Annotated in this window: 18 protein-coding genes; 5 read left to right on the top strand and 13 right to left on the bottom strand. The window is 71.1% G+C overall.

Features of this window, described 5'->3' with window-relative positions; all coding sequences use genetic code 11:
* The first annotated feature begins 385 nt into the window (after positions 1–385).
* The gene (locus tag N8I87_RS30135; RefSeq protein WP_263213447.1) at positions 386–616 is read left to right on the top strand and encodes a DUF7455 domain-containing protein; all 231 of its coding nucleotides are present in this window, start codon (positions 386–388) and stop codon (positions 614–616) included.
* Between the two features lie 96 nt (positions 617–712).
* Here N8I87_RS30135 and N8I87_RS30130 read toward each other — a convergent pair whose 3' ends face one another.
* From N8I87_RS30130 to N8I87_RS30100, 7 genes are all read right to left on the bottom strand, one after another.
* Entirely contained in the window at positions 713–1576 is an 864-nt protein-coding gene (locus tag N8I87_RS30130; RefSeq protein ID WP_263213445.1) for a S1 family serine peptidase, read from the bottom strand.
* Between the two features lie 121 nt (positions 1577–1697).
* Positions 1698–3239, bottom strand: coding sequence for an RNA polymerase sigma factor (locus tag N8I87_RS30125; RefSeq protein ID WP_263213443.1), 1542 nt, complete (start codon positions 3237–3239; stop codon positions 1698–1700).
* 427 nt (positions 3240–3666) lie between these two features.
* A complete protein-coding gene (locus tag N8I87_RS30120; protein WP_263213442.1) occupies positions 3667–4554 on the bottom strand; it encodes a FadR/GntR family transcriptional regulator in 888 nt (295 codons plus the stop codon).
* A gap of 161 nt (positions 4555–4715) precedes the next feature.
* The gene (locus N8I87_RS30115) at positions 4716–7022 is read right to left on the bottom strand and encodes an ATP-binding cassette domain-containing protein (protein WP_263213440.1); all 2307 of its coding nucleotides are present in this window, start codon (positions 7020–7022) and stop codon (positions 4716–4718) included.
* Between the two features lie 90 nt (positions 7023–7112).
* Complete coding sequence (locus N8I87_RS30110; RefSeq protein WP_263213438.1) at positions 7113–7871, bottom strand: NUDIX hydrolase; 759 nt, start codon at positions 7869–7871, stop codon at positions 7113–7115.
* A gap of 131 nt (positions 7872–8002) precedes the next feature.
* Positions 8003–9886, bottom strand: coding sequence for a glycogen debranching N-terminal domain-containing protein (locus tag N8I87_RS30105; RefSeq protein ID WP_263216737.1), 1884 nt, complete (start codon positions 9884–9886; stop codon positions 8003–8005).
* 800 nt (positions 9887–10686) lie between these two features.
* The gene (locus N8I87_RS30100) at positions 10687–12249 is read right to left on the bottom strand and encodes a DUF4192 domain-containing protein (RefSeq protein ID WP_263213437.1); all 1563 of its coding nucleotides are present in this window, start codon (positions 12247–12249) and stop codon (positions 10687–10689) included.
* A 142-nt stretch (positions 12250–12391) separates the two neighbouring features.
* Here N8I87_RS30100 and N8I87_RS30095 point away from each other — a divergent pair, with 142 nt between their 5' ends.
* On the top strand, positions 12392–14557 hold the full coding sequence (locus N8I87_RS30095; RefSeq protein ID WP_263213436.1) for a RecQ family ATP-dependent DNA helicase: 2166 nt from the start codon (positions 12392–12394) through the stop codon (positions 14555–14557).
* A 283-nt stretch (positions 14558–14840) separates the two neighbouring features.
* Positions 14841–15461 carry a hypothetical protein gene (locus N8I87_RS30090; protein ID WP_263213434.1) on the top strand — a complete coding sequence of 207 codons (621 nt, stop codon included), beginning with the start codon at positions 14841–14843 and terminating at the stop codon, positions 15459–15461.
* Positions 15462–15926: 465 nt separating this feature from the next.
* Here the strand turns inward: N8I87_RS30090 and N8I87_RS30085 are convergent, their stop codons facing one another.
* From N8I87_RS30085 to N8I87_RS30075, 3 genes are all read right to left on the bottom strand, one after another.
* A complete protein-coding gene (locus N8I87_RS30085; RefSeq protein ID WP_263213433.1) occupies positions 15927–16556 on the bottom strand; it encodes a hypothetical protein in 630 nt (209 codons plus the stop codon).
* Positions 16557–16621: 65 nt separating this feature from the next.
* Entirely contained in the window at positions 16622–17323 is a 702-nt protein-coding gene (rnhB, locus tag N8I87_RS30080; RefSeq protein WP_263213431.1) for a ribonuclease HII, read from the bottom strand.
* 81 nt (positions 17324–17404) lie between these two features.
* Entirely contained in the window at positions 17405–18028 is a 624-nt protein-coding gene (locus tag N8I87_RS30075) for a TetR/AcrR family transcriptional regulator (protein ID WP_263213429.1), read from the bottom strand.
* 187 nt (positions 18029–18215) lie between these two features.
* Between N8I87_RS30075 and N8I87_RS30070 the strand changes: the two genes are divergently transcribed.
* The gene (locus tag N8I87_RS30070) at positions 18216–19763 is read left to right on the top strand and encodes an MFS transporter (RefSeq protein ID WP_263213427.1); all 1548 of its coding nucleotides are present in this window, start codon (positions 18216–18218) and stop codon (positions 19761–19763) included.
* 346 nt (positions 19764–20109) lie between these two features.
* On the opposite strand, the gene N8I87_RS30065 is transcribed toward N8I87_RS30070, so the two are convergent.
* The 3 genes from N8I87_RS30065 to N8I87_RS30055 form a co-directional block, all read right to left on the bottom strand.
* The gene (locus N8I87_RS30065; protein ID WP_263213426.1) at positions 20110–21015 is read right to left on the bottom strand and encodes an ADP-ribosylglycohydrolase family protein; all 906 of its coding nucleotides are present in this window, start codon (positions 21013–21015) and stop codon (positions 20110–20112) included.
* Between the two features lie 11 nt (positions 21016–21026).
* The gene (locus N8I87_RS30060) at positions 21027–21686 is read right to left on the bottom strand and encodes a histidine phosphatase family protein (RefSeq protein WP_263213425.1); all 660 of its coding nucleotides are present in this window, start codon (positions 21684–21686) and stop codon (positions 21027–21029) included.
* Positions 21687–21805: 119 nt separating this feature from the next.
* The gene (locus N8I87_RS30055; RefSeq protein ID WP_263213424.1) at positions 21806–22411 is read right to left on the bottom strand and encodes a YdbC family protein; all 606 of its coding nucleotides are present in this window, start codon (positions 22409–22411) and stop codon (positions 21806–21808) included.
* A gap of 151 nt (positions 22412–22562) precedes the next feature.
* Between N8I87_RS30055 and N8I87_RS30050 the strand changes: the two genes are divergently transcribed.
* Positions 22563–23096, top strand: a complete 534-nt coding sequence (locus N8I87_RS30050; protein ID WP_263213422.1) for a TerD family protein — start codon at positions 22563–22565, stop codon at positions 23094–23096.
* Positions 23097–23109 lie beyond the last annotated feature (13 nt).

Below are 23109 nucleotides of genomic sequence, written 5' to 3'. Positions count from 1 at the left end.
TCGGTCGCCGCTCAGAGGGTACCGAGGCCTGGTAGAGCCGTTGTAACGCCACCCTCACTCTGAACTCAGACTAGTCCAGAGTCGCATGCATGTTCGATCCCTCGATGGAGTGAAGTACATATCACGTTCCCTTCGAGGCATGAACCATTTAGGCTCCGGGCACGTCCTCATGAACAACCGGCAACCCAGCCGGGGGACCCAAACCGATAGACAGCGCGAACCCGTAAGCACACAAGACACGCAATACGGCACATTCGCCGCCAACCGGCAGCAGACAGCCGCCCCGGAAAGATTTTTTCGAGGAAAAGCCACGAGCGGGAACGTTTTCGGGCTGGTTGGATGTTGACCCTGGTACGACAGCTCGTCGAGCTAGAGAAGAGGCGACGTGACTACTGTTCTGACCCCCGCGAGCCCCCTGACGGCCGCCGATCGCTGCGACCGCTGTGGCGCCCAGGCCTACCTGCGCGTAGTCCTGCTCAGCGGCGGTGAACTGCTCTTTTGCGCCCACCACGGCCGCAAGTTCGAGCCGGAACTCAAGAAGATCGCCGCTGAGATACAGGACGAGACGGAGCGGCTGACGTCCGTTCCGGCATCCGTCTCCGAAGAAGAGCGCTGACCTCTCGCATCCACGACGAGCCAGCCCCGGCACTGGCCGGTGTTCGGGCGGTCGCTCCCCCAAGGAGCGACCGCCCGTCCTCGTCCCCACGGCGTCTCAGGCCCCCCGGTGCGCCTTCGGCGACCCGCTCCCGCCGACCTGGCCCAGCGTCCGCACGACCTCGGACACGCGGGTGTAGACCCCCGGGCTCCCCGCGCGGCCACAGCCGTCCCCCCAGGAGACGAGCCCGATCAGCCGCCCATTGGCGACCAGCGGGCCCCCGCTGTCACCCTGGCAGGCGTCGGGGCCGCCCTGTGTCTGCCCCGCGCACAGCATGGAGCCGGCCTGGTACGTGCCTTCCTCGCTGCCGGGATAGGCCTCCTTGCACAGCTCGTCGGGCAGCACGCGCACGCGTGCGGCATGTAGTTGCCTCGTGTAGTCGCCCGTGCCCGTCGTATCGCCCCATCCGGTGACCATGGCGCTCGTTCCGGGCGTGTAGGCGGCGTCACCCGCGGCCGCCATGGCGATGACCGAGCTCTGCGGCAGGGGCTTGGCAAGGGTGAGCACGGCGAAGTCTCCGGAATTGCCGACCGGGTCGTAGTGCGGATTGATCCGGACCGAGCGCACGGCGATCTCCTCGCCCCGGCCCGACAAGAGGTCCGTACGGCCGGCGATGACCCTGAGATCGCGCGCCTCGTCCGGCGGGCCGCCCAGGACGTCCTCGCCCAGGCAGTGGGCGGCGCTCAGCACAGTGCTGCGGTCGATCGCCACGCCGCCGCAGAACTGTCCCGCACGCATACCCCCGAACCGGTCACGGCTGGACAGCGCGACCGTCCAGGGAACCTGGGACACATCGACAGGGAAGCCACCTACAACAATGCTGTCCGCGGCGACCGGGGCCGCGGACACCAGCGGTATTGCGGCCGCGGCAGCCGCCATGACCAGCGGCTGGACCAGTGCCCGCGCAAACGTACGACGCATGCTCGCTCCTCACTCAGGGTGCTCTCGGAACACCCAGAGTCGTCCAGAGCGCCGCACCGCGCAGCGCGACGGCCCGGCCCCCCACGGGGAGACCAGGCCGTCGAGGTCGTACGAGGGTGACCTAGTCGAGGTAGTCGCGCAGCACCTGGGAACGCGACGGGTGGCGCAGCTTCGACATGGTCTTGGACTCGATCTGGCGGATCCGCTCACGCGTCACGCCATACACCTTGCCGATCTCGTCGAGGGTCTTCGGCTGACCGTCGGTGAGACCGAAACGCATGGACACGACGCCCGCCTCGCGCTCGGACAGGGTGTCGAGGACGGAGTGCAGCTGCTCCTGGAGGAGCGTGAAGCTGACCGCGTCGGCCGGGACGACGGCCTCGGAGTCCTCGATGAGGTCACCGAACTCGCTGTCGCCGTCCTCGCCCAGCGGGGTGTGCAGCGAGATGGGCTCGCGGCCGTACTTCTGGACCTCGATGACCTTCTCCGGGGTCATGTCGAGCTCCTTGGCCAGCTCCTCCGGGGTGGGCTCGCGACCCAGGTCCTGGAGCATCTGGCGCTGCACGCGCGCGAGCTTGTTGATGACCTCGACCATGTGCACCGGGATACGGATGGTGCGGGCCTGGTCGGCCATCGCGCGGGTGATGGCCTGACGGATCCACCAGGTGGCGTACGTGGAGAACTTGTAGCCCTTGGTGTAGTCGAACTTCTCGACCGCGCGGATCAGACCGAGGTTGCCCTCCTGGATGAGGTCCAGGAATAGCATGCCGCGGCCGGTGTAGCGCTTGGCCAGAGAGACCACCAGACGGAGGTTGGCCTCCAGGAGGTGGTTCTTGGCGCGGCGGCCGTCCTCCGCGATGATCTCCAGCTCGCGCTTGAGCTTCGGCGCGAGCTTGTCGGCGTTCGCCAGCTTGTCCTCGGCGAACAGACCGGCCTCGATGCGCTTGGCGAGCTCGACCTCCTGCTCGGCGTTGAGCAGGGGGACCTTGCCGATCTGCTTGAGGTAGTCCTTGACCGGGTCGGCGGTGGCGCCGGCCGCGGCGACCTGCTGCGCGGGCGCGTCGTCCTCGTCCTCGTCGGACAGCACGAAGCCCGCGCTCTCGGTGCCCTCGGGCTCCTCGGTGCCCTTGGCGTCCTCGAGCACCTCTTCCTCGATGAGCTCGCCGTCGTCCTTCTTGGCGGTGGTCTTCTTGGCCGCCGTCTTCTTGGCGACGGTCTTCTTCGCGACAGCCTTCTTGGCGGTCGTCTTCTTGGCAGCGGCCTTCTTGGCGGGTGCGGCTTCCTCGGCGGGGTCGACGGCGGCAGGTTCGGCGGGCGCGACCGGGGCAGCCGTGCTGGCGGTGGCCTTCCTGGTGGTCACCGTCTTCGCCGCGACTGTCTTGGTGGCGGTGCGCTTGGCCGGACTCTTCGCTGCGACGCTCTTTCGGGTGCGCTTGGGCTCCGCGGCACTGACCATCAGCGTCACACCCTCTTCCTCGAGGATCTGGTTGAGGCTGCGCAGTACGTTCTTCCACTGAGTGGCCGGAATCTGGTCAGCTTCGAAGGCCCGACGCACGTCATCGCCGGCGATCTGCCCCTCAGCCTTTCCCCGCTCGATGAGCGCCATGACAGAGACGGATTCGGCAATCTCCGGCGGGAGCGTACGGGATGTGCTGGCCGACACGAACAACCTCTCGGAACGTTGGAAAACGGCTTCCGGCCCCGTCCAAACGGACTGGAGCCGACCGCCGGCTTGGGGATGGGCCGACGGCGCGGGCGGGGGCCGGGAAGACTCACAGCGCCATGAACGGCGTCCATATTCCCTCCGCGGCTGTCACCTCTTAAGTCATCGCGCTGATCCCGTGAGCGTTACGTCCAATCTGCGTGGCCCGAGTCACACCGCGTAACCACTCAAAAACGGTCAGACACGGGCAGAGGATGTCACCGATGCCCTTGACCGGGGCCGCTCCGACGCATATGCCACCTCGTCGCACCGCCGGACCCCGCCGGACTTCTGAGGGTCCGGCGGGGTCCGGCGGCAGACGGGTTCCGGGGCCCGGCGCAGCCACAAGAACGCGGCACTCACCGACCGCACCGCCCGCGGGGCGGGCTCAGTGTTCGCGTGGCGCGGGCACCACGCGCTCCACCTCGGGATGAACGGTCAGCAGTTGCCGCATGGCCGCCTCGGCCGCCGCGCCGTCGCCGGTGCCCAGGGCGTCGACGATCCGCGCGTGCTGGGCCAGGGACCCCTCGTTCGGCCGATCGCAACCGGTGACTGGGCCGCCGGAGACCTGCAGGGCGGCCGACACGATGCCGGAGAGGTGCTCCAGCATGCGGTTGCCCGCGATCTGGATGAGCAGCGTGTGGAACTCGGAGTCGGCGCGGGAGAAGGTGAGTGCGTCACCCTGTCCCATGGCGTGGCTCATGATCTCGACCATGTCGGAGAGGCGCTGCTGGACGTCCTCGCGCCCGTGCCCGGCGGCGAGGCGCGCGGCGAGCGGCTCGATCGTCCAGCGCAGCTCGCTCAGCTCGCGCCGCTGGTCGTCGCGCTGCGGCCCGAAGGCCCGCCACTCGATGATGTCCGGGTCGAGAAGGTTCCAGTCGCTGACGGGACGCACGCGCGTGCCGACGTTCGGGCGGGCGCTGACCAGGCCCTTGGCCTCCAGGACCCGGAGGGACTCGCGGACTACGGTGCGGGAGACCTCGAAGCGCTGGCCGATCTCCTCCGGGACGAGCGGGCGGTCCGCGCCCAGGTCGCCCGAGACGATCATCTGGCCCAGTTGCTGAACGAGTTGGCCGTGCAGTCCGCGTCCGCGGCTGCCCGCGGCACGCCGGCCCACCCGGCCCAGCTCGGGTTCCGCACCGTCCCAGACAGGCGCTCCGACGCGGTCGGTGGCGGGGGCCTCCGCGTAGGGGTAGCGGTCGAGTTCGCCCGGGCCGACCAGACCGGAGTCTGCGGGGCGGGCGGCGGTCATCATGGTGTGCGCAAGGGTACTCACGGATCCTTTGTCGGCGCCGTCTCCAACTCCCTTGAGGTCTTTGGTGAAAAGCACACGAAAGGGTGATCGCTCACCCCGTCGCAATTGACGCCTTATCGGAAAGAAATGGGCGTTCTCCGGGAGGTTGTGTGCACGGGCGGACCCGAAGCGTACGGAGGTCGTCATCGGACCCTGCTCCGCAGGGTCGTCAGCACATACGCGCAGAGCAGGGCGGTCAGCGACAACGTGAGGGCGCCGCCCACGGGTTGGACGAGCACCCGGGCCGCCACGGTCAGATATCGCTCCCCCCCGAACGGCCACTGCAGCAGGAACACCTCCCGCATCCGTCCGGGAAACCCCGCCGCCATCCGCACCGCGGGCCCCTGCAGCACCTTCTGCACCAGGGGCACGACCACGACGGGCACGGCGAGCACCGCGGCGAGCCCGGCCGCGGTGGACCGGAAGACACCCGCGGCCAGCACTCCGGCCCAGGCACACCCGATCACGAGTCCGAACCAACTCGCGGTCGCCGAAAGCCAGTCGGCGGGAACCTGCGTGAGCTCCCGGCCGTATACGAGATAGAGCGACTCGGCGTCGCAGCCCACGGTGAGGAAGGCCAGCATCAGCGCCGTGGCACCGGAGACGACGAGTTTCGCGGTGAGCAGGCCCAGCCGACGGGGCACGGTGCCGCGGTCGGCCGCCAGGGCGGGATGACGGAACTCGTCACCGAAGGCCAGCGCGCCGAGCAGCCCCGCACCGAGCGCCGCGGGCGGCAGGGGCAGCTCCTCGGGCCACGCCGCGAACAGCCGAGCCTGCGTGGTGTGGCCGAGTCGGGCCAGCAGTACGGCGGTGAGCGCGGACACCACGAGCACGGCACCGCAGGTAACGAAGCCCGTGCCGATGCCGGCGGCCCGGCGGAGTTCGTAGCGGAGGGGGCGGAGGGGGCTGGGGGCGGGGCGGACGGAGATGGGGGGCGGGAGGGGGGACGGATCACCGGGAGCGAGGGAGTCGGCGGGGCGTGAGTGACCGGTCCGGAGCCGGGTTCCGGACGCGTGGTGGCGATGCGCGGCAGTGGTGGACGGGGCGCTGTCGTCGGTTACCTCCACATCGGCGGTGCGCACGCCGCTAACCTGGGGCTGCTCGCTCTCGGCGGCGGAGACCGGGGCGGCGGGAGGCCCTGCGGGTACTGCGGCCGGCGGAGCGGGCGGACCGGGGTCGGACCGCGACTGATGCGGCACGTTGGGCTCGTCGAGGGTCTGCGGTTGGCTCAGTTCAGGGAGGTCGTCGAGGATCTGCGACCGGTCGGTGGCGGCTGCGTCGCCGGGCTTTTCCGGTCGGTCTGCGGCGGCGGGATCATCAGGCGTCTTCGGCCCATGTGCCGCAGCCGGACCGTCCGACGTCGTCGTCTGATCCGTCGTCACCGCACGGCCGAACGCCTTGGGCCCATCCGCCGCCCCCGGGCCGCCAACCTGCTCCGTCTGCTCCACGGCCGGCGCGCCGCCGGGAGTCCTCGCCTGTTCGGCGGTCGCCGGCTCGTCGGCGGCTGCCGGACTGTTCGCCTCCGCCGATCCGTCGGCCGGGTGGGATCCGTCAGCCGTCGGCACTCCGGCCCCGGGGCCCATGTCACCCGTCTCGTCCGCGAGTTGATGGACGAGGATGCCGTGGCGGAACGCGGCCTCGCCCACGTCGGCGGTCGTACTGCCGTACACGGAGAGGCGGTTGCCGCCCTCGTGCACGACCTCGACGGAGCGCCGGGCAGTGCGGGCCTCCTTGGTGAGTACGGCGGCCAGGCGGGCGGCATGCGGGCTGCGGACGGCCACGCGGGGGCGTAGGCGGGTGCGGCCGAACTCCGCCGCCTCCTGGTCGGCGACGAGCCTTCCGCCCTCCAGGGTGACGACTTGGTCGGCGGTGCGCGCGGCTTCCTTGGGGTCGGCCGTGGCGAACAGGACCGTGCCGCCCTGGCTCGCGTGCGCCCGAAGCATGCCGTGCAGCCACCGGGCCTCGCGGGCCGACAGCCCGCGCGCGGGGTCGTCCAGCACGAGGGTGTGCGGATCGGACAGCAGGACGCAGGCCAGACCGAGCCGGCGGTCCATGCCCCGGGACAGTGTGCCCAGGCGCTCCTCGCGCAGGCCTGCGAGGCCGACCACTTCGAGGACCTCGTCGGCGCGCCGGGCGGGGACCCCCGCCGCGGCGCACAGCATGCGCAGGTGCCCCCGGACCGAGCGGGCCGGATGCCCGGGCACATCGCCGAGGAGGACGCCGACTTCGCGTGAGGGGTGGGTGATGCGGTGCAGAGGCCGGCCCCTGAAGCAGGTGATCCCGCGGCCCTGTTGGAGTTCGAGCATCAACCGGAGTGCCGTCGTCTTGCCCGCGCCCGATGCCCCGAGGAGCGCGGTGACACGGCCTGCGCACGCCTCGAACGAGACGTCGTCGACGGCGGGCGGGTTCGCCTTGCGGGGGTTGCTGGTCAGTCCGAAGGCCTGGATCACCTGAAGCAAGATAGCGCGCTTCGTCCAATATTTCGGGTATCACCCCATCCACCCGCCGGAGCCGCCGGTCCGGTCTCCGTCGCCGCGGTGTCAGACCTCCGGGCGCAGCATCGGGGGGTTGAGCAGTGTGGCGCCGCCCGCGCGGAAAAGCTGGGCCGGGCGGCCGCCCTGGCGTGTGGTCGTACCACCGGCGGGGACGAGGAATCCAGGAGTGCCGGTCACCTTGCGGTGGAAGTTGCGCGGGTCGAGGGCCACGCCCCAGACGGCCTCGTACACACGGCGCAGCTCTCCGACGGTGAACTCGGGCGGGCAGAACGCGGTGGCCAGCGACGAGTACTCGATCTTGGAACGGGCCCGCTCGACCCCGTCGGCCAGGATCTGGGCGTGGTCGAAGGCGAGCGGCGCCACCGGCTCGCCGTCACGGCCGTATCCGCCCTGCTGGAGCAGTTCCTCCACCGGTGCCCAGCGCGCGTTGCTGGCGTCGCCTCCCGCCCGGGGTGCCGGCAGGTCGGGGGCGAGGGCGAGGTGCGCGACGCTGACCACTCGCATGCGCGGGTCCCGCTTGGGGTCGCCGTAGGTGGCGAGCTGCTCGAGGTGGGCGCCGCCGCCCTGGACGGGGGCGGAAGGGTCGTGGGCGTGCAGCCCCGTCTCCTCGGCCAGCTCGCGGGCCGCGGCCTGCGCCAGGTCCTCGTCCGCCCGTACGAAGCCGCCGGGCAGCGCCCAGCGCCCCTGGAACGGCGGCTCACCCCTGCGCACCGCCAGCGCGCACAGGGCATGGCGGCGCACGGTCAGCACGACCAGGTCCACGGTGACGGCAAAGGGCGGAAACGCTGACGGGTCGTAGGGCATGCGGCGATCATAGTCGTCTGCCTGACGATAAACACTCCCTTCTTGAGCCGCATCGACGGCTGATCCACTTCCGTCCGGCACGGGAGCCACGAGTCTGCTCGCGCGCTTCGCACGGGTCGTGTCGTACGACGTCACAGTCCCAACTGCAGGCCCTCCGCCGCCTCCTCGACCATGGCGAGTCCGAGTCGGCTGACCCGTACGGCGAACGGGGCCCCGGCGATCCGCAGCCCCGTGAAGCCGATCTCGCCCAGGGGCACACTCCGCACGGGGCGCAGCGTGATCGTCCGGGCCGGGGCATCGGGGCGGATACCCGCGAGCGCGGTGAGCAGCAGGACCCCGGAGGCCGCCGCCACGGCCGCCGGACGACAGGCCGCCGGGTGGGGAACGGGTGCGCTCCCCTCGCAGCGCTGCTCGCCCGCGTACATCTCGGGCAACCGGTGGCCGAAGCGCTCGGCAGCCGCCAGGACACCGCGCAGCAGGCCGCACGCCTCCTGCTCATGGCCCGCGGCGGCCAGTCCGGCGACGGCGAGCGCCGTCTCGTGGACGCGTACGGCCCCGGTCCGGTGGCCGAACGGGTTGTGTCCCGCCTCCTTCGTGCCCAGTCCGCGCAGCCCCCAGCCCGAGTCCAGCGCGGGGCCGCCGAGCAGCCGGGCGAGCTGGTCGGTCTGCGCTCTGTCGAGCAGACCGGGCGCCAGTTCTCCAGCACCGAGCAGACCGGTGTCGAGGAGGTGGGCGCTGGTGGCGCCGAGGTGCGGGAGCAGGCGTCCGTCCGGGGCACGGGCCGCCGCCGGACGACCACCGCCACGGTCCTCGAACCAGAAGTCGCTTTGGAACGCCGTCCGAAGTTGCCCCGCCCACTGGCGTAGTTCGGTGCCGCCGGGTCTGCCATACGCCTCCAGGAGATCGGCGCCGAGCAGTGCCGCGCGATGGGCGTGGGCCTGGGTCTCGCAGCGGACGGGGCCTGCGGGCTGTGGGTCGCACAGGTACGTGCTGCCGCGCACGGTGGTGCGCAGCCAGGTCAGACACCACTCGGCCGTGGGCACCAGTTCCTCGGCCTCCTGTTCCGGGAGCCCCCAGCGGCGGGCCTCCGCGAGCAGAACCGGGAACAGCAGTGTGGCTTCCGTGCCCGTGCAGCCGGGCGGCACATGCGTGCCCGCATCGCGTCGCGGTCCGGGGATCATGCCCGTCTGCGGTCCCGCACCGGTGAGTTGGGTACGGGCGAGGGTGCGCAGTGTGCCGACGGCGAGCCTGGTGCCGAGTGGCAGCGTCATGCGCGCGGCGGCGAGTGCCTCGGCCGGGGCCGTGCCGCAGCGCCAGGGCGCCCCTGCCGCGAGATAGGTGTCGGTGGGGTGGGCCGGATCCCGCAGCAGCAGGGCCCGGAGATCCTCGATGCTCGTCCGCATCAGGGGCGCGACCCTGGGGTCGTCACCCGCCGCCCGGGCGTGCGCCAGGGGGTTCGTCGCCGCACGGCCCGCCGCCCTGAGCAGTCCCGCCCCGCCCGGCCGTACGCGCAGTTCCACGGTCACCGTTGCACCTGGTGGCAGTTCGAACTCCCAGCGCAGCAGTCCCGCCGAGGCCAGGGCGTCGGCAGGTGGCGGGGCGGCCGTGACGGTGGAGGTCCCCGTGGCGCAGGTCCAGCGCAGGCCGGCGTCGTGGACGGTGGCGGGCAGTTCGGGGCCCGCGTTGCCGGAGGCGATGGCGCTCAGGTCCGTGAGGTCCGTCCCGAGGGACACCTCGACCGGCAGCCGCAGCGGGCGCAGGGCAGCGCTGTGGAAGGAGATGCGTTCGGCGCCGTCGGCGTGCCGGATCCGCTCGACGACGACGTCCGGGTCCGGTCCGGCGGCCGAGGCGGTACGCACCGTTCCCACGAAGCGGGCCTGATCCGCTCCGGCCATCCTGGCCTGCACCGCCAGCGGTTCTCGTCCGCCCACACGGACCTGGCAGCGCGCAAGAAGCCGTCGGCCCGCCCGGAAGAACCCCTCCAAGCCCCGCCCGGAAAGCTGCCCGTCCTCCATGGAGATGGCGAGGCCCGGCAGGGCGACGCAGATCAAGGCCGTGTGGGTGGGCGGAAGGTCGGCGGAGCGGCGGAGGGTCGATTGCGGCGTGCCTGCGGTGGCCCCCTGAGGCGGGGGCGCGAGCGGACGTGGGACCCGGCGCGCAGGCACGGACGAGGGCCGGTCCCGGGGCGTCGAGGAGGCTGGAGGCCTGCCTTGCCGCGCGGACGACCGGTGGGGGTCTTCCGTGAGCCGGGGATCCGTGAGCCGGGGAAAAGACCCGGTATGCCACAGCGCAGGCATGGGGTCGGCTCCCGGGGCCTGTGGCAGGGCCGGCGCCGCCGTGCTGTTCGGTCGCTGGGGGACTGCGTCGACGGGTGGTGACGGTGCAGGGCTGTCAGGGACAGGTCCAGGGCTGTCAGGGACAGAGGGGTGGTCGTCGGTTGCGAAGGGCGGAGTCGGCTGTTGCATGGGGCGGTTTCTTCTGCGCTCTGTGCGCCTCGGACGTGCTCGGCGCCGGGTGGCGTGCTCCGGAGGAACATCGGACGTGCGGCGGCGCGGCCCGTCCGGGGGTACCACCACCCAGGTGAACGGACCGGAAGTCCGCCTGGTCACGCCTCCCATCAGGGAAGCGACCGAATGGCGGCGGTTCTTGAGTGCGGTTTCACCCTTCGGACCCACAGCCCGGCGCCGACACCGATGCGGCGGCAGCCGGCCACCGGGCCACGTCGGCCCGGTCAGTCGCCACCGGCCCCGACCGGACAGCAGGCACCAGGCGACCAGCAGGCACCAGGCGAGGGAGGCAACGCCCCAACCGTTGCTCATGCATCCGCCTCTGAGCCATTGCTTCCGGACCGATTGCCTCCCGATGCGGCGTCGTCACGCCGCGTGTCGCCCTTCCCGGCAGCACGCGTGCGCGTACTGGCCGGCCTTGAGGCACCAGGGCGCGTACGGCCTGGTGCCGGGGTGCGCGGACGCGTGCCGTCCGTCCGGGGCCGCCGGCCCTTCGCACGTGTCGGGCGCGGCTGACGGTCGGCGCCGTCGGCGGCACGAGGGCGGTCGTGTCGGCGGGAGACACCCCCCGAGGCACCCGGCCGAGTCGGGGCCGCGTCCGCCTCCGTCCCCTCCTCCTCAGCGGCCTCCCTCTCCGCGCCTCCCGTACGTCCCGCACGCAGGCAGCGACGGATCGCCTCCGGGTCCAGGCCCTCGTTGCAGGCCTGGTGCAGAAGGCGGGCGAACAGGTAGTCCGGGTCCGCGCCCAGGGCCATCGCCAGGGCCTCCCTGGCCTCGAGGTCGTCGCCGCTCGACCAGGCGACCCAGCCCGCGAGGGTGAGGGGCGCGGCGGCGTGTTCGCCGTACGGTCCGACACATCGGCGGGCCAGCGCACGCCACAGACGCAGCGCCGGACCGGCCTCGTCACCTTCCATCCATGCCGCGGCGCGGTCCCGGGTCGTGCGGTCCTGCAGGCCGAGGATCAGCGTCGCCGCCTCCTCGTGCGTGATCAGTTCGTCGTCGCGAAGGTCCGCGGGGAGCATGCCGGACACCGACGGCGCTGCGGCAAGCCGGGCCATGACCCGCTCGGCGAGGCCGAGGGTCTCCTCGGCGACCTCCGCGCGCGTCGCGTCCTCGATGATCCTGGGCACCACGGTCATGCCCATGGTGTCCAGGACGATCTCCTGTTCCAGTGCGGCAGACGTCTCCCAGGGCAGGAACCTGGCCCGCAACTCGCGCAGCGTGCCGCGCACTTGGATACCGGCGTAGGTGGCCGCGGCCGCGAGTACGGAGGTGCCGGGCAGGCCCATCGGTGTTCCGTCGTCCGGACAGCACCCCTCGTTCGGGCAGCAGTAGGACCAGAAGCGGCCGTCCGAGATGCACACCGCCTCGATGACCGGCACGTCGAGGTGCCCGCACTCTGTGCGCAGCAACTGGGCGAGCGGACGCAGTCGCCGCATGACGTCCCGGCCCGACTCACCCTCCACCGGTTCCTGACAGACGTAGGCGACCATCCGCTCGGGCCGGGCGCCCCTGCGCTCGCCGCCGGCCACCAGGCCCTGGGCCAACTGACGGGCGGCCGACTCCCAGTCGTCCGTGCTCGCGGGAATGCCGAGCCGGGCCCGGCCGCCGAAACGGCCGCGACCGCCCCGGTCGTGCAGGGCCACCAGCACGATGCTGTCCTCGGGGCGGTAGCCGAGCAGATAGGGCAGGGCGTCGGCCAGTTCGGCCGGGGTGCGCAGGGTGACCTGGCTTTCGTGTGCCGTGGGCCCGAGGTCCGCGAAGCGCGCTGGCTCCGCTCGCTGCGCGTCCGCGGAGCGCCCGCTGTGCGCGTCTCGTCCTGCGATGTCGCCGTTTTCGGAGGGTCCTGTCGTTTCGCTGTGATTCGTCATACGCAGACGATCTCGCGGATCCCGAGATTCCGCTTGGGCCTGTGGATAAGTCCGAACAGGAACACGACAAACAACCGGTGCGCTTCCGCCCGCCGTCCCGCGGACCGCCCGGATGTCAGTGCCGTCCTGTTGTATAGGACGCATGGAGCACACGAGCAACGCGGACCTCAGGACGCAGGCCGACGCCGTCCTCGCCCGTCTCGTCGGGGACGCCACGGGCACGGCCGGACTGCGCGAGGACCAGTGGCGGGCGATCGAGGCGCTGGTCGCCGACCGGCGCCGGGCCCTGGTCGTCCAGCGCACCGGCTGGGGCAAGTCCGCCGTCTACTTCGTGGCGACCTCGCTGCTGCGTGCCCGGGGCAGCGGTCCGACCGTCATCGTCTCGCCGCTCCTCGCGCTGATGCGCAACCAGGTGGAGGCGGCAGCCCGCGCCGGCATCCACGCCCGGACCATCAACTCCTCCAACACCGAGGAATGGGACACCATCCAGGGGGAGATCGCGGCGGGCGACGTCGACGTGCTGCTCGTCAGTCCGGAACGCCTCAACAACCCCGACTTCCGCGACCAGGTCCTGCCCAAACTGGCCGCCGCGACCGGACTGCTCGTCGTGGACGAGGCCCACTGCATCTCCGACTGGGGCCATGACTTCCGCCCCGACTACCGGCGGCTGCGCACCATGCTCGCCGACCTCCCGCCGGGTGTGCCCGTACTGGCCACCACGGCCACGGCCAACGCGCGGGTGACCGCCGACGTCGCGGAGCAGCTCGGCACCGGTGGCGCGTCCGACGCACTGGTGCTGCGGGGCCCGCTCGACCGGGAGAGCCTGAGCCTGAACGTGCTGCGGCTGCCGGACGCCGCACACCGCATGGCCTGGCTCGCCGACCACCTCGACGACCTGCCGGGTTCCGGCATCGTCTACACGCTCACCGTAGCCGCGGCCGAGGAGGTCACCGCCTTCCTCAGGCAGCGGGGACACGCCGTCGCCTCGTACACGGGAAAGACGGAGAACACCGACCGGCAGCAGGCCGAGGACGATCTGCTCGCCAACCAGGTCAAGGCGCTGATCGCCACCTCCGCACTCGGCATGGGCTTCGACAAGCCCGACCTCGGCTTCGTGGTGCACCTCGGCTCGCCCTCCTCCCCCATCGCCTACTACCAGCAGGTCGGCCGTGCCGGGCGCGGTGTCGAGCACGCCGAGGTACTCCTGCTGCCGGGCAAGGAGGACGAGGCGATCTGGGAGTACTTCGCGTCGCTGGCCTTCCCTTCCGAGGAACTGGTGCGCCGCACCCTGGATGTCCTCGCCCGCGCGGCCGGCCCCTTGTCCCTGCCCGCCCTGGAACCGCTGGTGGAGCTGCGCCGGTCGCGTCTGGAGACCATGCTGAAGGTCCTCGACGTCGACGGGGCGGTCAGGCGCGTCAAGGGTGGTTGGATCGCGACCGGTCAGCAGTGGACGTACGAGGCCGAGCGGTACGCCTGGGTGGCGCGGCAGAGGCAGGCCGAGCAGCAGGCGATGCGCGAGTACGCGTCCACGACAGGCTGCCGGATGGAGTATCTGCAGCGCCAGCTGGACGACGAGGGTGCGAAGCCCTGCGGCCGCTGCGACAACTGCGCGGGGGCGCGTTTCACGGCGGACACCTCAACGGCCGCGCTGGACGCGGCGCGTGTCGATCTGGGCCGCGCGGGAGTCGAAGTGGAACCCCGTCGCATGTGGCCGACGGGGCTACCGGCGATCGGCATTGATCTCAAGGGGCGCGTTCCGGCCGGGGAACAGGCTTCGGCGGGGCGGGCGTTGGGGCGGCTGTCGGACATCGGCTGGGGCAACCGGCTGCGGCCGATGCTCGCGCCGCAGGCGCCGGACGCCCCGGTGCCGGACGATGTGGCGAGGGCCGTGGTGGGCGTCCTGGCCGACTGGGCCAAGGGCCCCGGCGGCTGGGCTTCCGGCGAGGAAGGCGCGCTGCCCCGCCCGGTGGGCGTCGTCACCGTCGCCTCGCGCACCAGGCCGCGGCTGATCCAGTCCCTGGGTGCGCACATCGCGGAGATCGGCAGACTGCCACTGCTGGGCACCGTGGAGTCCATGGGCGAGGTGCCGCGCGGCTCACGCAGCAACAGCGCGCAGCGCCTGAAGGTCCTCGACGGCGCGCTGACCGTTCCACCCGCCCTGGCCGCGGCTCTGACCGAGGCAAGGGGCTCCGTTCTGCTCGTGGACGACTACACGGAGACCGGCTGGACCCTGGCGGTCGCGGCCCGGTTGCTCAGGAGGTCCGGGGCGCAGGGGGTGTTGCCGCTGGTCCTGGCCGTGCAGGGCTGATCCGCGGATGCGCGGGCGCCGCCCCCGTCCGCGACGTACGCACGTGTCGTGCTCGAACGTCACGTACGTTGCCAGGCGCCTCACAAGGTAGGGATATAAGCCACGCACCACCAGATAACAGTCGGTGGCCCCAATTGCTCGTTGCCGCATCCAAGTTCGACAGGAAGAATTGAAGTCCGCTCCCCGCACGGCTCGCTCGTGATCCGGATGGGCTTCGCTGCGGTGTGCGCTCCCCCGAATCCGACCCCGCCCGCTGTATGGGCGCGTAGCCGAAGGGAGGAACGTGACCTTCGGATTCGCTCCGTCCTCGGTGGCCTCGTTGTCGACGTCCGCGTCCGCCGCGTCCGCCAGCCGTCTGCTTGAGCCTGCCGAGTGGGCGGCCGCCGGCATTCCACTGCTCCGCAACCCCCGCGAGGTCGTCAGCGGGCTGCACACGCGGCACCGCCCCAGGGCGGCGACGGCGATCGTGGCCGTCCTCGACCCTGAGGAACGGCTCCTGGCGAGCGCCTCGTTCACCCGGCGCCCGGCCCCGGCCGACGGCTGGATGTTCCGCAACGCCCTGCTGGACCAGCTGCGCCGCGTCATACCGCACGATCTGCGGCGCCGCACACCGGTGCGCACCGCTGTGCTGCTCTACTGCCGCGAGGGGGACGCACGTTGGACGGAGGAGGACGGGGCGTGGATGTGGGGGCTACGTGACGCCTGCACGCTGCACGGGCTGCGCTGCGGGGCGTACATCACGCTGACCCGCGACGGCTGGCAGGTGCTCGGCGAGGGCCGTGGTGGCCGCCGCCCGAACTCGGACTCGACACCTGAGCCCTTCGGCATATCGGACGTGCCGCCCCCGTCGCCCCGCACCGGCGGCGCCATGTCGGACGTCCTGCGCCGCGCCGCGGCGCGCTGAGGAGTACCGGGCCCGCGTTCGTGTGGCGCCGACCGAGCCTGCACCGGGTCGACCGCTCTCGAAGCGCTGCGCGCCGCGCAGGTGAAGGCGGGTCCACGGCGGCTCGGGGAGGATGCCCCCGCCCGTCGGCCCCGACGGCGCCGATGCGCCCCGGGAGTCCTCCGCGCGCGGGACACGGGACCCGCGTACGCACCGGTTCACAGCGAGTGGGTACGGCGCCCGCGCGATGCCGCACCGCGGAGCGGGGACGGGTACGACACCCCGGACCCGCGGCCCGAAGGGCGCGTCGGCGTCCTCACGCCGCACGCCCCCACCAAGCCCTGAGCCGCCCGTCCATCCGGAGGGCGCCCTTCAGCGGGGCAGGGCCGCCACCGGATTCCGGACACGCCAAAGGCCACACCGTGCCGGTGCCATCGCTACGGCACCTTCGGCACCTCCGGTGCTCCCGGAGGTGCCCGACAGGGCTCAGACGCCCGCGCCCAGCATCGAGTTGATCTGCTGCGGGTCACCGCAGACGATCAGCAGGGCACCGGCCCGGGCGTGGGCCAGCGGAAGGGCGGTCGCGGCAGCGGCGGCAGGACCACCGTTGACGGCAACCACGACGACAGGACGGGACGCGGCACGCGAGGCCATGGCGGCACCCGTGTAGAAGACGTCGTCGCCCGAGTCGTGCTGGGCCCAGTAGGAGGCTTCGCCGAAGGACAACTCGTGGTCGGCCCACGGGTGCGGTTCGCCGGTGGTGATCACCAGCACGTCACCGGGGGCACGGCCCGAGTCCAGGAGCAGGTCCACTGCCTCCTCGGCGGCGTCGAGGGCGCCCTCGACAGAGGCCGGGATCAGCTGGATCTGCGGGGTCGCCGCGGCCGCGGCGGGAGCGGCCGGACCCGACGGGCCCGGCTTGGCGGCCATGTCGCGCGGCGTACGTTGCACCGGTTGCCCGGGCCGGAGAGGGCCGGGGCGACCGGGACGCGACGGAGCCGCGGGGCGGGGGCCGGGTACGGGGCGAGGGGTCGGCGCGGTACGGCCACTGGCCGGAGTGACGCGGGGACCCTGGGCACTCTCGTGAATCTGAGGCTCCTCGGGAATGAGAGGCATGAGCTGATTTTTATCAAACGTTGGTGCGACTTGCGCGACCGGGTGGCACAACAGTGCGGGAACGGTCAGAAATCGAAGCCCAGCTGACCCTCGATCTCAGGAACGCTTCCCTCCGCCCAGCTGCGGACCTTCTTGAGGTGCCGCCACTGGGGCAGCGCATCAAGATACGCCCACGACAACCGGTGGTACGGGGTGGGGCCCCGCTCCTCCAGTGCGGCCTTGTGGACGGGCGACGGATACCCGGCGTTGTCCGCAAAACCGAAGTCTGCATGGTCGATACCCAGTTCGGCCATCATTTTGTCGCGCTGAACCTTGGCGATCACCGAAGCCGCCGCCACCGCCACGCACGAGCGGTCGCCCTTGATCACCGTGCGGACCTTCCAGGGGGCTCCGAGGTAGTCGTGCTTCCCGTCGAGGATCACCGCGTCCGGGCGGACCGGTAGGGCATCCAGGGCCCGTACGGCGGCGAGCCGCAGCGCCGCCGTCATCCCCAGAGCGTCGATCTCCTCCGGGGAGGCGTGTCCCAGGGCATAGGCCGTCACCCAGTTCAGCAGTGCCGCGGACAGCTCCGTGCGGCGCTTGACGGTGAGCAGCTTGGAATCGGTGAGGCCCTCGGGCGGCCGACGGAGTCCGGTGACCGCCGCACAGACGGTGACAGGTCCCGCCCAGGCGCCGCGTCCCACCTCGTCGACACCGGCAATGACCTTCGCTCCGGTCGTGGCGCGGAGGGAGCGCTCGACGGTGTGAGTGGGCGGTTCGTACGGCATGGCGCCCTCAGCCTACGCCGCCCGGATCCCCGAGCGACACCCCGGCTCACTCGTCGGCCACGGGGCCGACACGGCCCCGGATCAGGCCCCGTCCGAGCGCAACAGCGGAAGCATCAACTGGTCGATCATCTCCTCGAGATCCTGGTCACTCCATTCGCTGGAGCACATCTTGGACCGGTACATCATCATCGCCGGAATGGCATCGAAGACATAACTGTTCGCCGCATCGGAGCGAACCTCTCCCCGCCCTATTCCACGGGTGATGACCTCGCGCAGCAGTCTGACGGTCGGCTCCACGACCCCTTCGAAGATCAGGCCATGGAAGCGCTCGGCCTGCACTGGATCACATTCGTGAATGACGGCCCGGAGGGCGAAGCCGGGTCGCGAGAACATCGCGCGACGCGCCTGGCGGCACAGGGCGAGCAGTTCCTCGCGCACCGTGCCCAGGTCGGGCGCCTCCTCCAGACGCGGCAGTCCGGCCTGGAGCGCGTCGGCGACAAGATCCTCCTTGGACGGCCAGCGGCGGTAGACGGCCGCCTTGCCGGTCTGGGCGCCGGCGGCGACACCCTCCATCGTGAGGCCCTTCCAGCCGACCGTGCTGAGCTGCTCCAGCGCGGCGTCCAGGATCGCGCGTTCGAGCACGGCGCCGCGCCGGCGAAAGGAGGCCGTCCGAGCGGGGGCGGCCGTCCAGCGCGAGGTAACCATCTGAGTTTCTCCAGCGAGCAGGGTGAAGCGGGGATTGCGGGACTGGGGACACATCGCGCGACGCCAGAGGGGGACGCGAGGCGCGACGGTGAGCTAAGTGAACGCTTGCGTTCTCTGTCGAGAACTCACTACCGTTGACCGGACAGTGAACGCCTGCGTTCACTAACACCTTCGTGGGGGATCCATAGTGACAACCTCTCAGCTGATACAGAACGAAAAACCAGGAGCAGCCCGCCGGGAGGGTCACCCCGGCATCGCGCTCACCGTCATCGCGGCCTGCCAACTCATGGTGGTACTCGACGCGACGATTGTGAACATCGCTCTCCCGCACATTCAAGACGCGCTCAAGTTCAGCACCACGGACCTCACATGGGTGGTCAGCGCCTACACGCTGACCTTCGGAGGCCTCCTCCTGCTCGGCGCACGAGCCGGTGACATCCTCGGCCGCCGCCGGGTGTTCATGACCGGCATCCTGCTGTTCACCTTCGCCTCGCTGCTCGGCGGCATCGCCCAGGAGCCCTGGCAGCTGCTCGCCGCGCGCGCCTTGCAGGGCATGGGCGGCGCCATCGCGTCGCCCACCTCGCTGGCGCTCATCACCACCACGTTCCCCGAAGGGCCGGAGCGGAACCGGGCGTTCGGCGTCTTCGCCGCCGTCTCCGCCGGTGGTGGCGCCATCGGCCTGCTCGCGGGCGGCATGCTGACCGAGTGGCTCGACTGGCGCTGGGTGCTCTTCGTCAACGTGCCGATCGGCGTGCTCATCGCAGCGCTCACCCCTATCTACATCAACGAGTCCGAGCGGCACCCCGGGCGCTTCGACATCGCGGGCGCGCTGACCTCGACAGCCGGTATGGCATCGCTCGTGTACGGCTTCATCCGGGCCTCGGAGGACGGCTGGCGCGACAGTCTGACCCTCGGCTCCTTCGGCGCCGCCGTGGTCCTGCTGGTGGCCTTCGCCCTCACCGAGATGCGGGCCAAGGAGCCGATCACCCCGCTGAAGATGTTCGCCGACCGCAACCGCTCCGGCACGTACGTGATCATGCTGAGCCTGGCGGCCGCGATGTTCGGCATGTTCTTCTACATCGTGCTGTTCGTGCAGAACGTGCTGGGCTACAGCCCGATCAAGGCCGGTCTGGCGTTCCTGCCCGTAACGGTCGCCATCGCGGTCGGCGCGGGTCTCTCGCAGCGGTTCCTGCCCACGCTCGGCCCCAAGCCGTTCATGATGACCGGTGCGACGTTCGTCGTGATCGGGCTCGTCTGGCAGTCGTTGATCACCCCCGACAGCTCGTACGCCGGCGGCGTGCTCGGCCCGATGCTGGTGTTCGGCTTCGGCATGGGGCTGAACTTCGTGACGGTGACCGTGACAGCCGTCTCCGGCGTCGCCCAGCACGAGGCGGGTGCCGCGTCCGGACTGCTCAACGCCACCCAGCAGGTGGGCGGTTCGCTGGGTCTGTCGATCCTCACCACGGTCTTCGGCTCGGCCAGCAAGGACGAGGCGAAGAAGCAGCTGCCGAAGTTCCTCGCCAACGGCTCGCCGGAGCAGAAGGCGGAGTTCGCCAAGACCCATCAGCTGCCCGCACCCTGGGGTCACGAGGTGCTCGCCCACGGCATCTCTACCGCGTTCATTCCCGCCGCCTCGATGGCCGTGCTCGCCCTGGCCACCGCGTGGTTGGTGATCAAGGTCCGCAAGAGCGACCTCGATGCCCTCGCCGGCACGGCGGGCCCGGCGGTCGGCTGACACGACCGGATCCGCACAGGACCGCGGAGGGCCGGACCGCGCCCGGGGGACAGCCGGCGAGGGCGACGGTCCGGCCTTCCGCACTTCGGCCGACAAGGCCACGAGAAACACCAGCACCAGCACCAGCACCAGCACCAGCACCAGCACCAGCACGAACGACACCCCAACACCCCCTGCCACCCACGGAACCCCTCGCCCGTGCGCATCCACACGCCACACGGCTGATGCCAGGACAACGCCCGACCGTCACGCAGAGTTCCCGACGGACACAGAGAGTTTTCGAGACAGGCTCGGCCCCACGGGCATCAGCGCGGCCCCACGGACGTCAGCGCGGCCCCCACGGGCATCAGGCGGACGCGGCCACCCACTCCGGCAGCGTCTCCGTACGCTCCACCCACGTGGCTGGCGGTGTCCCCGCCTTGCCCGACGCGAGCACACCGCCCACGATGGCGCAGGTGGTGTCCACGTCCCCGCCGACCTGTGAGGTCGTCCAGAACGCCGTCTCGTAGTCGCCGAGGGCCCGCGCCGCCGACCAGAGGGCGAAGGGGACGGTGTCATGGGCGCTCGTACGCCGTCCGCAGCCCAGAACGGCCGCGACGGTGCCGGCGTCGCCGTAGTCGAGCATGTCCCGGGCGCGACGCAGGCCCGCACCGACGGCGCTCTTCGGCACCAGGGCGACGACCCCGTCGAGAAGTGCCTCCGGGGTGGGCGGGCCGCTGGGGGAGGCGGCCAGCGCGGCCGCCGCGGCGACGGCCATGGCGCCGACGACGGCCTCACGGTGCTGATGCGTGGGGTACGCCGAGATCTCGGCCTGGTGGGTCGCCTGCTCCGGGTCGTCCGCGTACCAGGCGCCCAGCGGCGCGATCCGCATCGCGGCGCCGTTGCCCCAGGACCCCTGCCCGTTGAACAGGCCGGAAGCCAGCTCACGCCAGTCGCCGCCCTCCCGCACGAGGCGCAGCAGCCTGTTGACCGCGGGGCCGTAGCCCCGGTCGAAGTCGTGGTGCTCGGCGAAGGAGAGCGCCAGCGCGTCCTGGTCGACGCGGTGGTGTGCGGCAAGGACGGCGACCACGGAGCAGGCCATTTCCGTGTCGTCCGTCCACTGCCAGGAGCCGGGCGGCAGCTCGCGGCGCTTCAGCAGCGGATAGTTCGCCGGAACGAAGAACTGTGAGCCCAGCGCGTCTCCCACCGCGAGTCCGCGCAGGCTGGCCAAGGCGCGGTCCAGGCGCCCGAAGGAAGAGGAGTCAGCGGTCATCGCCCGCCACTCTAACCGGTGACCCAGTGCGGCACCGGGTCCCGCCAGCGCTCGAAGGGCCGGTCCAGTGTGTACTTGCCGTCGTCCCCGAGAACGAGCATTCGCATTTCGGCGTTCCCCGGGTTCGAGAGCGACTCGAATTCGGCGACCGTCCAGTGGAACCATCGCATGCAGAACAGCCGCATGGCCAGACCGTGGGTCACCAGCAGGACGTTCGGCGGATGGTCGGGGGCCTCGAAGCTGCGGAACAGACTCTCCAGGAAGCCGCCGACCCGGTCGTACACATCGGCGCCGGACTCTCCCTGGGGGAAGCGGAAGAAGAAGTGCCCGTAAGCGTCCCGGTAGGCCTTCTGTACGCGTACGTCGTCGCGGTCCTGCCAGTTTCCCCAGTCCTGCTCGCGCAGCCGGGGTTCCTCGCGCACCCGTATGAGCTCGGGGTCGAGATGGAACGCGCGGAAGGTCTCGTGCGTGCGGCGGTACGGGGAGACGTACACGCTCACCCGCTCCCGCCCGAAGATCTCCCGGATCCGCTTGCCGGTCTCCTCCGCCTGCCGCCAGCCCCGCTCGGTGAGTGCCAGAGCGTGGTCGGGTTCACGCTCGTACACGGAGTCATCAACATTGCCCGTTGACTCGCCGTGCCGGACAAGGACGATGCGCCGTGGTCGTGCCATGCCAAAACCCTAGATCGGCCGACGCCCGATCGAGCACTCGTACGGGCTCCATACGGCGTACGTCACACGAATCCCGCACCATGAGTCACAAAGAGGCACACATTTTACGCGTTCGGATTTCAAACCGTCCAGGACGGTTCCAGCTCCACGATGTCGCCGGTCAGCGATGCGATGTCCGTCTCCGTCTGGGCCCGCAGGGCGAGGCGCTCCACCCGCTCGGTGCGGTACTTACCGTGCTCGGCGGCCGACCGCCACATCGACAGGACGAGGAACTCGTGCTCCGGGGCCTCGGCGAACATCCCCCGGATCATGCCGGGTGAGCCGGCCATCGCGGGGTTCCACACCTTCTCCTGCATCAGCGTGAAGTGCTCGACGCGCTCCTCGTGGACACGACAGAGGGCGACACGGATCAGGTCGGAGTCCGTGAACCGCGGCTCGAAGCCGGTCTTCACGTCGAACCGGTACTCGAAGAGTTTGGCCTGCGCGTCCTTGAACGTGCCGGACTGGGCAGCCGCCAGCCGGTCATGGGAGCGGGCCATGAAGGAGTCGTAGAAGGCACGGCTCTCCCAGAAGGCGAAGATGTGCGCCACTCCCGGCCGCTGCCGGCTCCAGCCACCCCCCTGTCCCCGAAACCCCGGCTCCCCCAGAAGCCCCGCCCACTTTCGCTGCCCCCGCTCGAAGCCGCGGCGGTCCACCACGGTGCAGCGAATCCACTTGACCAGCACCGCGCCATCGTAAGGCCATGGGGCGTGGCGTCGGTCACGCTCCGGCAGAGATCACCCGCGCGCACTCCCCCGCGCGCATGGCACGATGGACAACGTGTCTCAGCCGCCCGGGAGTTGGGGCACGAGGCCGCGAGGGGGAAGGGGACGCCTGTTGAACGGCTTCAGCAAGGGGATCCGCAAGGTCGAGGTCGCACTGAAGTGGGACCCGAGTCCGGCGGGCCAGTCGCCCACGGATCTGGATATCGTCGCCGCTCCGTACGCGGCGAACGACCCGTACGGGGCACCGGCGTACCTGGTGCACTTCGACAGTCGCTCGCCCGACGGCACGATCTTTCTCAACCGGGACAGCAAGGACGGCAAGGGTTTCGGCTGGGACGAGGTCATGACGCTCGAACTGGACCGGCTCGACGCCCGGTACGCGCGCGTGGTGGTCGGTATCGTCATCCAGCAGCGCACGGCGGAACGGACCTTCGTCAATGTCCGGAGTCCGTCCGTGCGCATTCGGGAGGGCTACAACGTCCTGGCCGAGGACGACTTCGGCTCCGTCCTCGGATCGACGGCGGCGACGGTCGCGGAGTTCGTGCGCGACGGGTCCGGCGGGTGGAGCTTCCACCCCGGCATACACGGCTCCGACGACGACCCCGCGGCCTTCGCCCGGAACATGGGCAGGGCGCATCAGCCCTGAGGGCCGCCCGGCG

The organism is Streptomyces sp. HUAS 15-9 (assembly GCF_025642155.1).
Taxonomy (GTDB): Bacteria; Actinomycetota; Actinomycetes; order Streptomycetales; family Streptomycetaceae; genus Streptomyces.
The sequence above is the reverse complement of the archived record's forward strand: the minus strand, read 5'-3'. Positions and strand labels throughout refer to the sequence as shown.

What these genes read in the sequence shown, in the direction of transcription:
- N8I87_RS30130 (WP_263213445.1), bottom strand. Translation starts at nt 1,576, where the DNA reads ATGCGTCGTACGTTTGCGCGGGCACTGGTCCAGCCGCTGGTCATGGCG.
- N8I87_RS30110 (WP_263213438.1), bottom strand. Translation starts at nt 7,871, where the DNA reads ATGCCCTACGACCCGTCAGCGTTTCCGCCCTTTGCCGTCACCGTGGAC.
- N8I87_RS30105 (WP_263216737.1), bottom strand. Translation starts at nt 9,886, where the DNA reads ATGGAGGACGGGCAGCTTTCCGGGCGGGGCTTGGAGGGGTTCTTCCGG.
- N8I87_RS30100 (WP_263213437.1), bottom strand. Translation starts at nt 12,249, where the DNA reads ATGACGAATCACAGCGAAACGACAGGACCCTCCGAAAACGGCGACATC.
- N8I87_RS30095 (WP_263213436.1), top strand. Translation starts at nt 12,392, where the DNA reads ATGGAGCACACGAGCAACGCGGACCTCAGGACGCAGGCCGACGCCGTC.
- N8I87_RS30085 (WP_263213433.1), bottom strand. Translation starts at nt 16,556, where the DNA reads ATGCCTCTCATTCCCGAGGAGCCTCAGATTCACGAGAGTGCCCAGGGT.
- rnhB (WP_263213431.1), bottom strand. Translation starts at nt 17,323, where the DNA reads ATGCCGTACGAACCGCCCACTCACACCGTCGAGCGCTCCCTCCGCGCC.
- N8I87_RS30075 (WP_263213429.1), bottom strand. Translation starts at nt 18,028, where the DNA reads ATGGTTACCTCGCGCTGGACGGCCGCCCCCGCTCGGACGGCCTCCTTT.
- N8I87_RS30065 (WP_263213426.1), bottom strand. Translation starts at nt 21,015, where the DNA reads ATGACCGCTGACTCCTCTTCCTTCGGGCGCCTGGACCGCGCCTTGGCC.
- N8I87_RS30060 (WP_263213425.1), bottom strand. Translation starts at nt 21,686, where the DNA reads ATGGCACGACCACGGCGCATCGTCCTTGTCCGGCACGGCGAGTCAACG.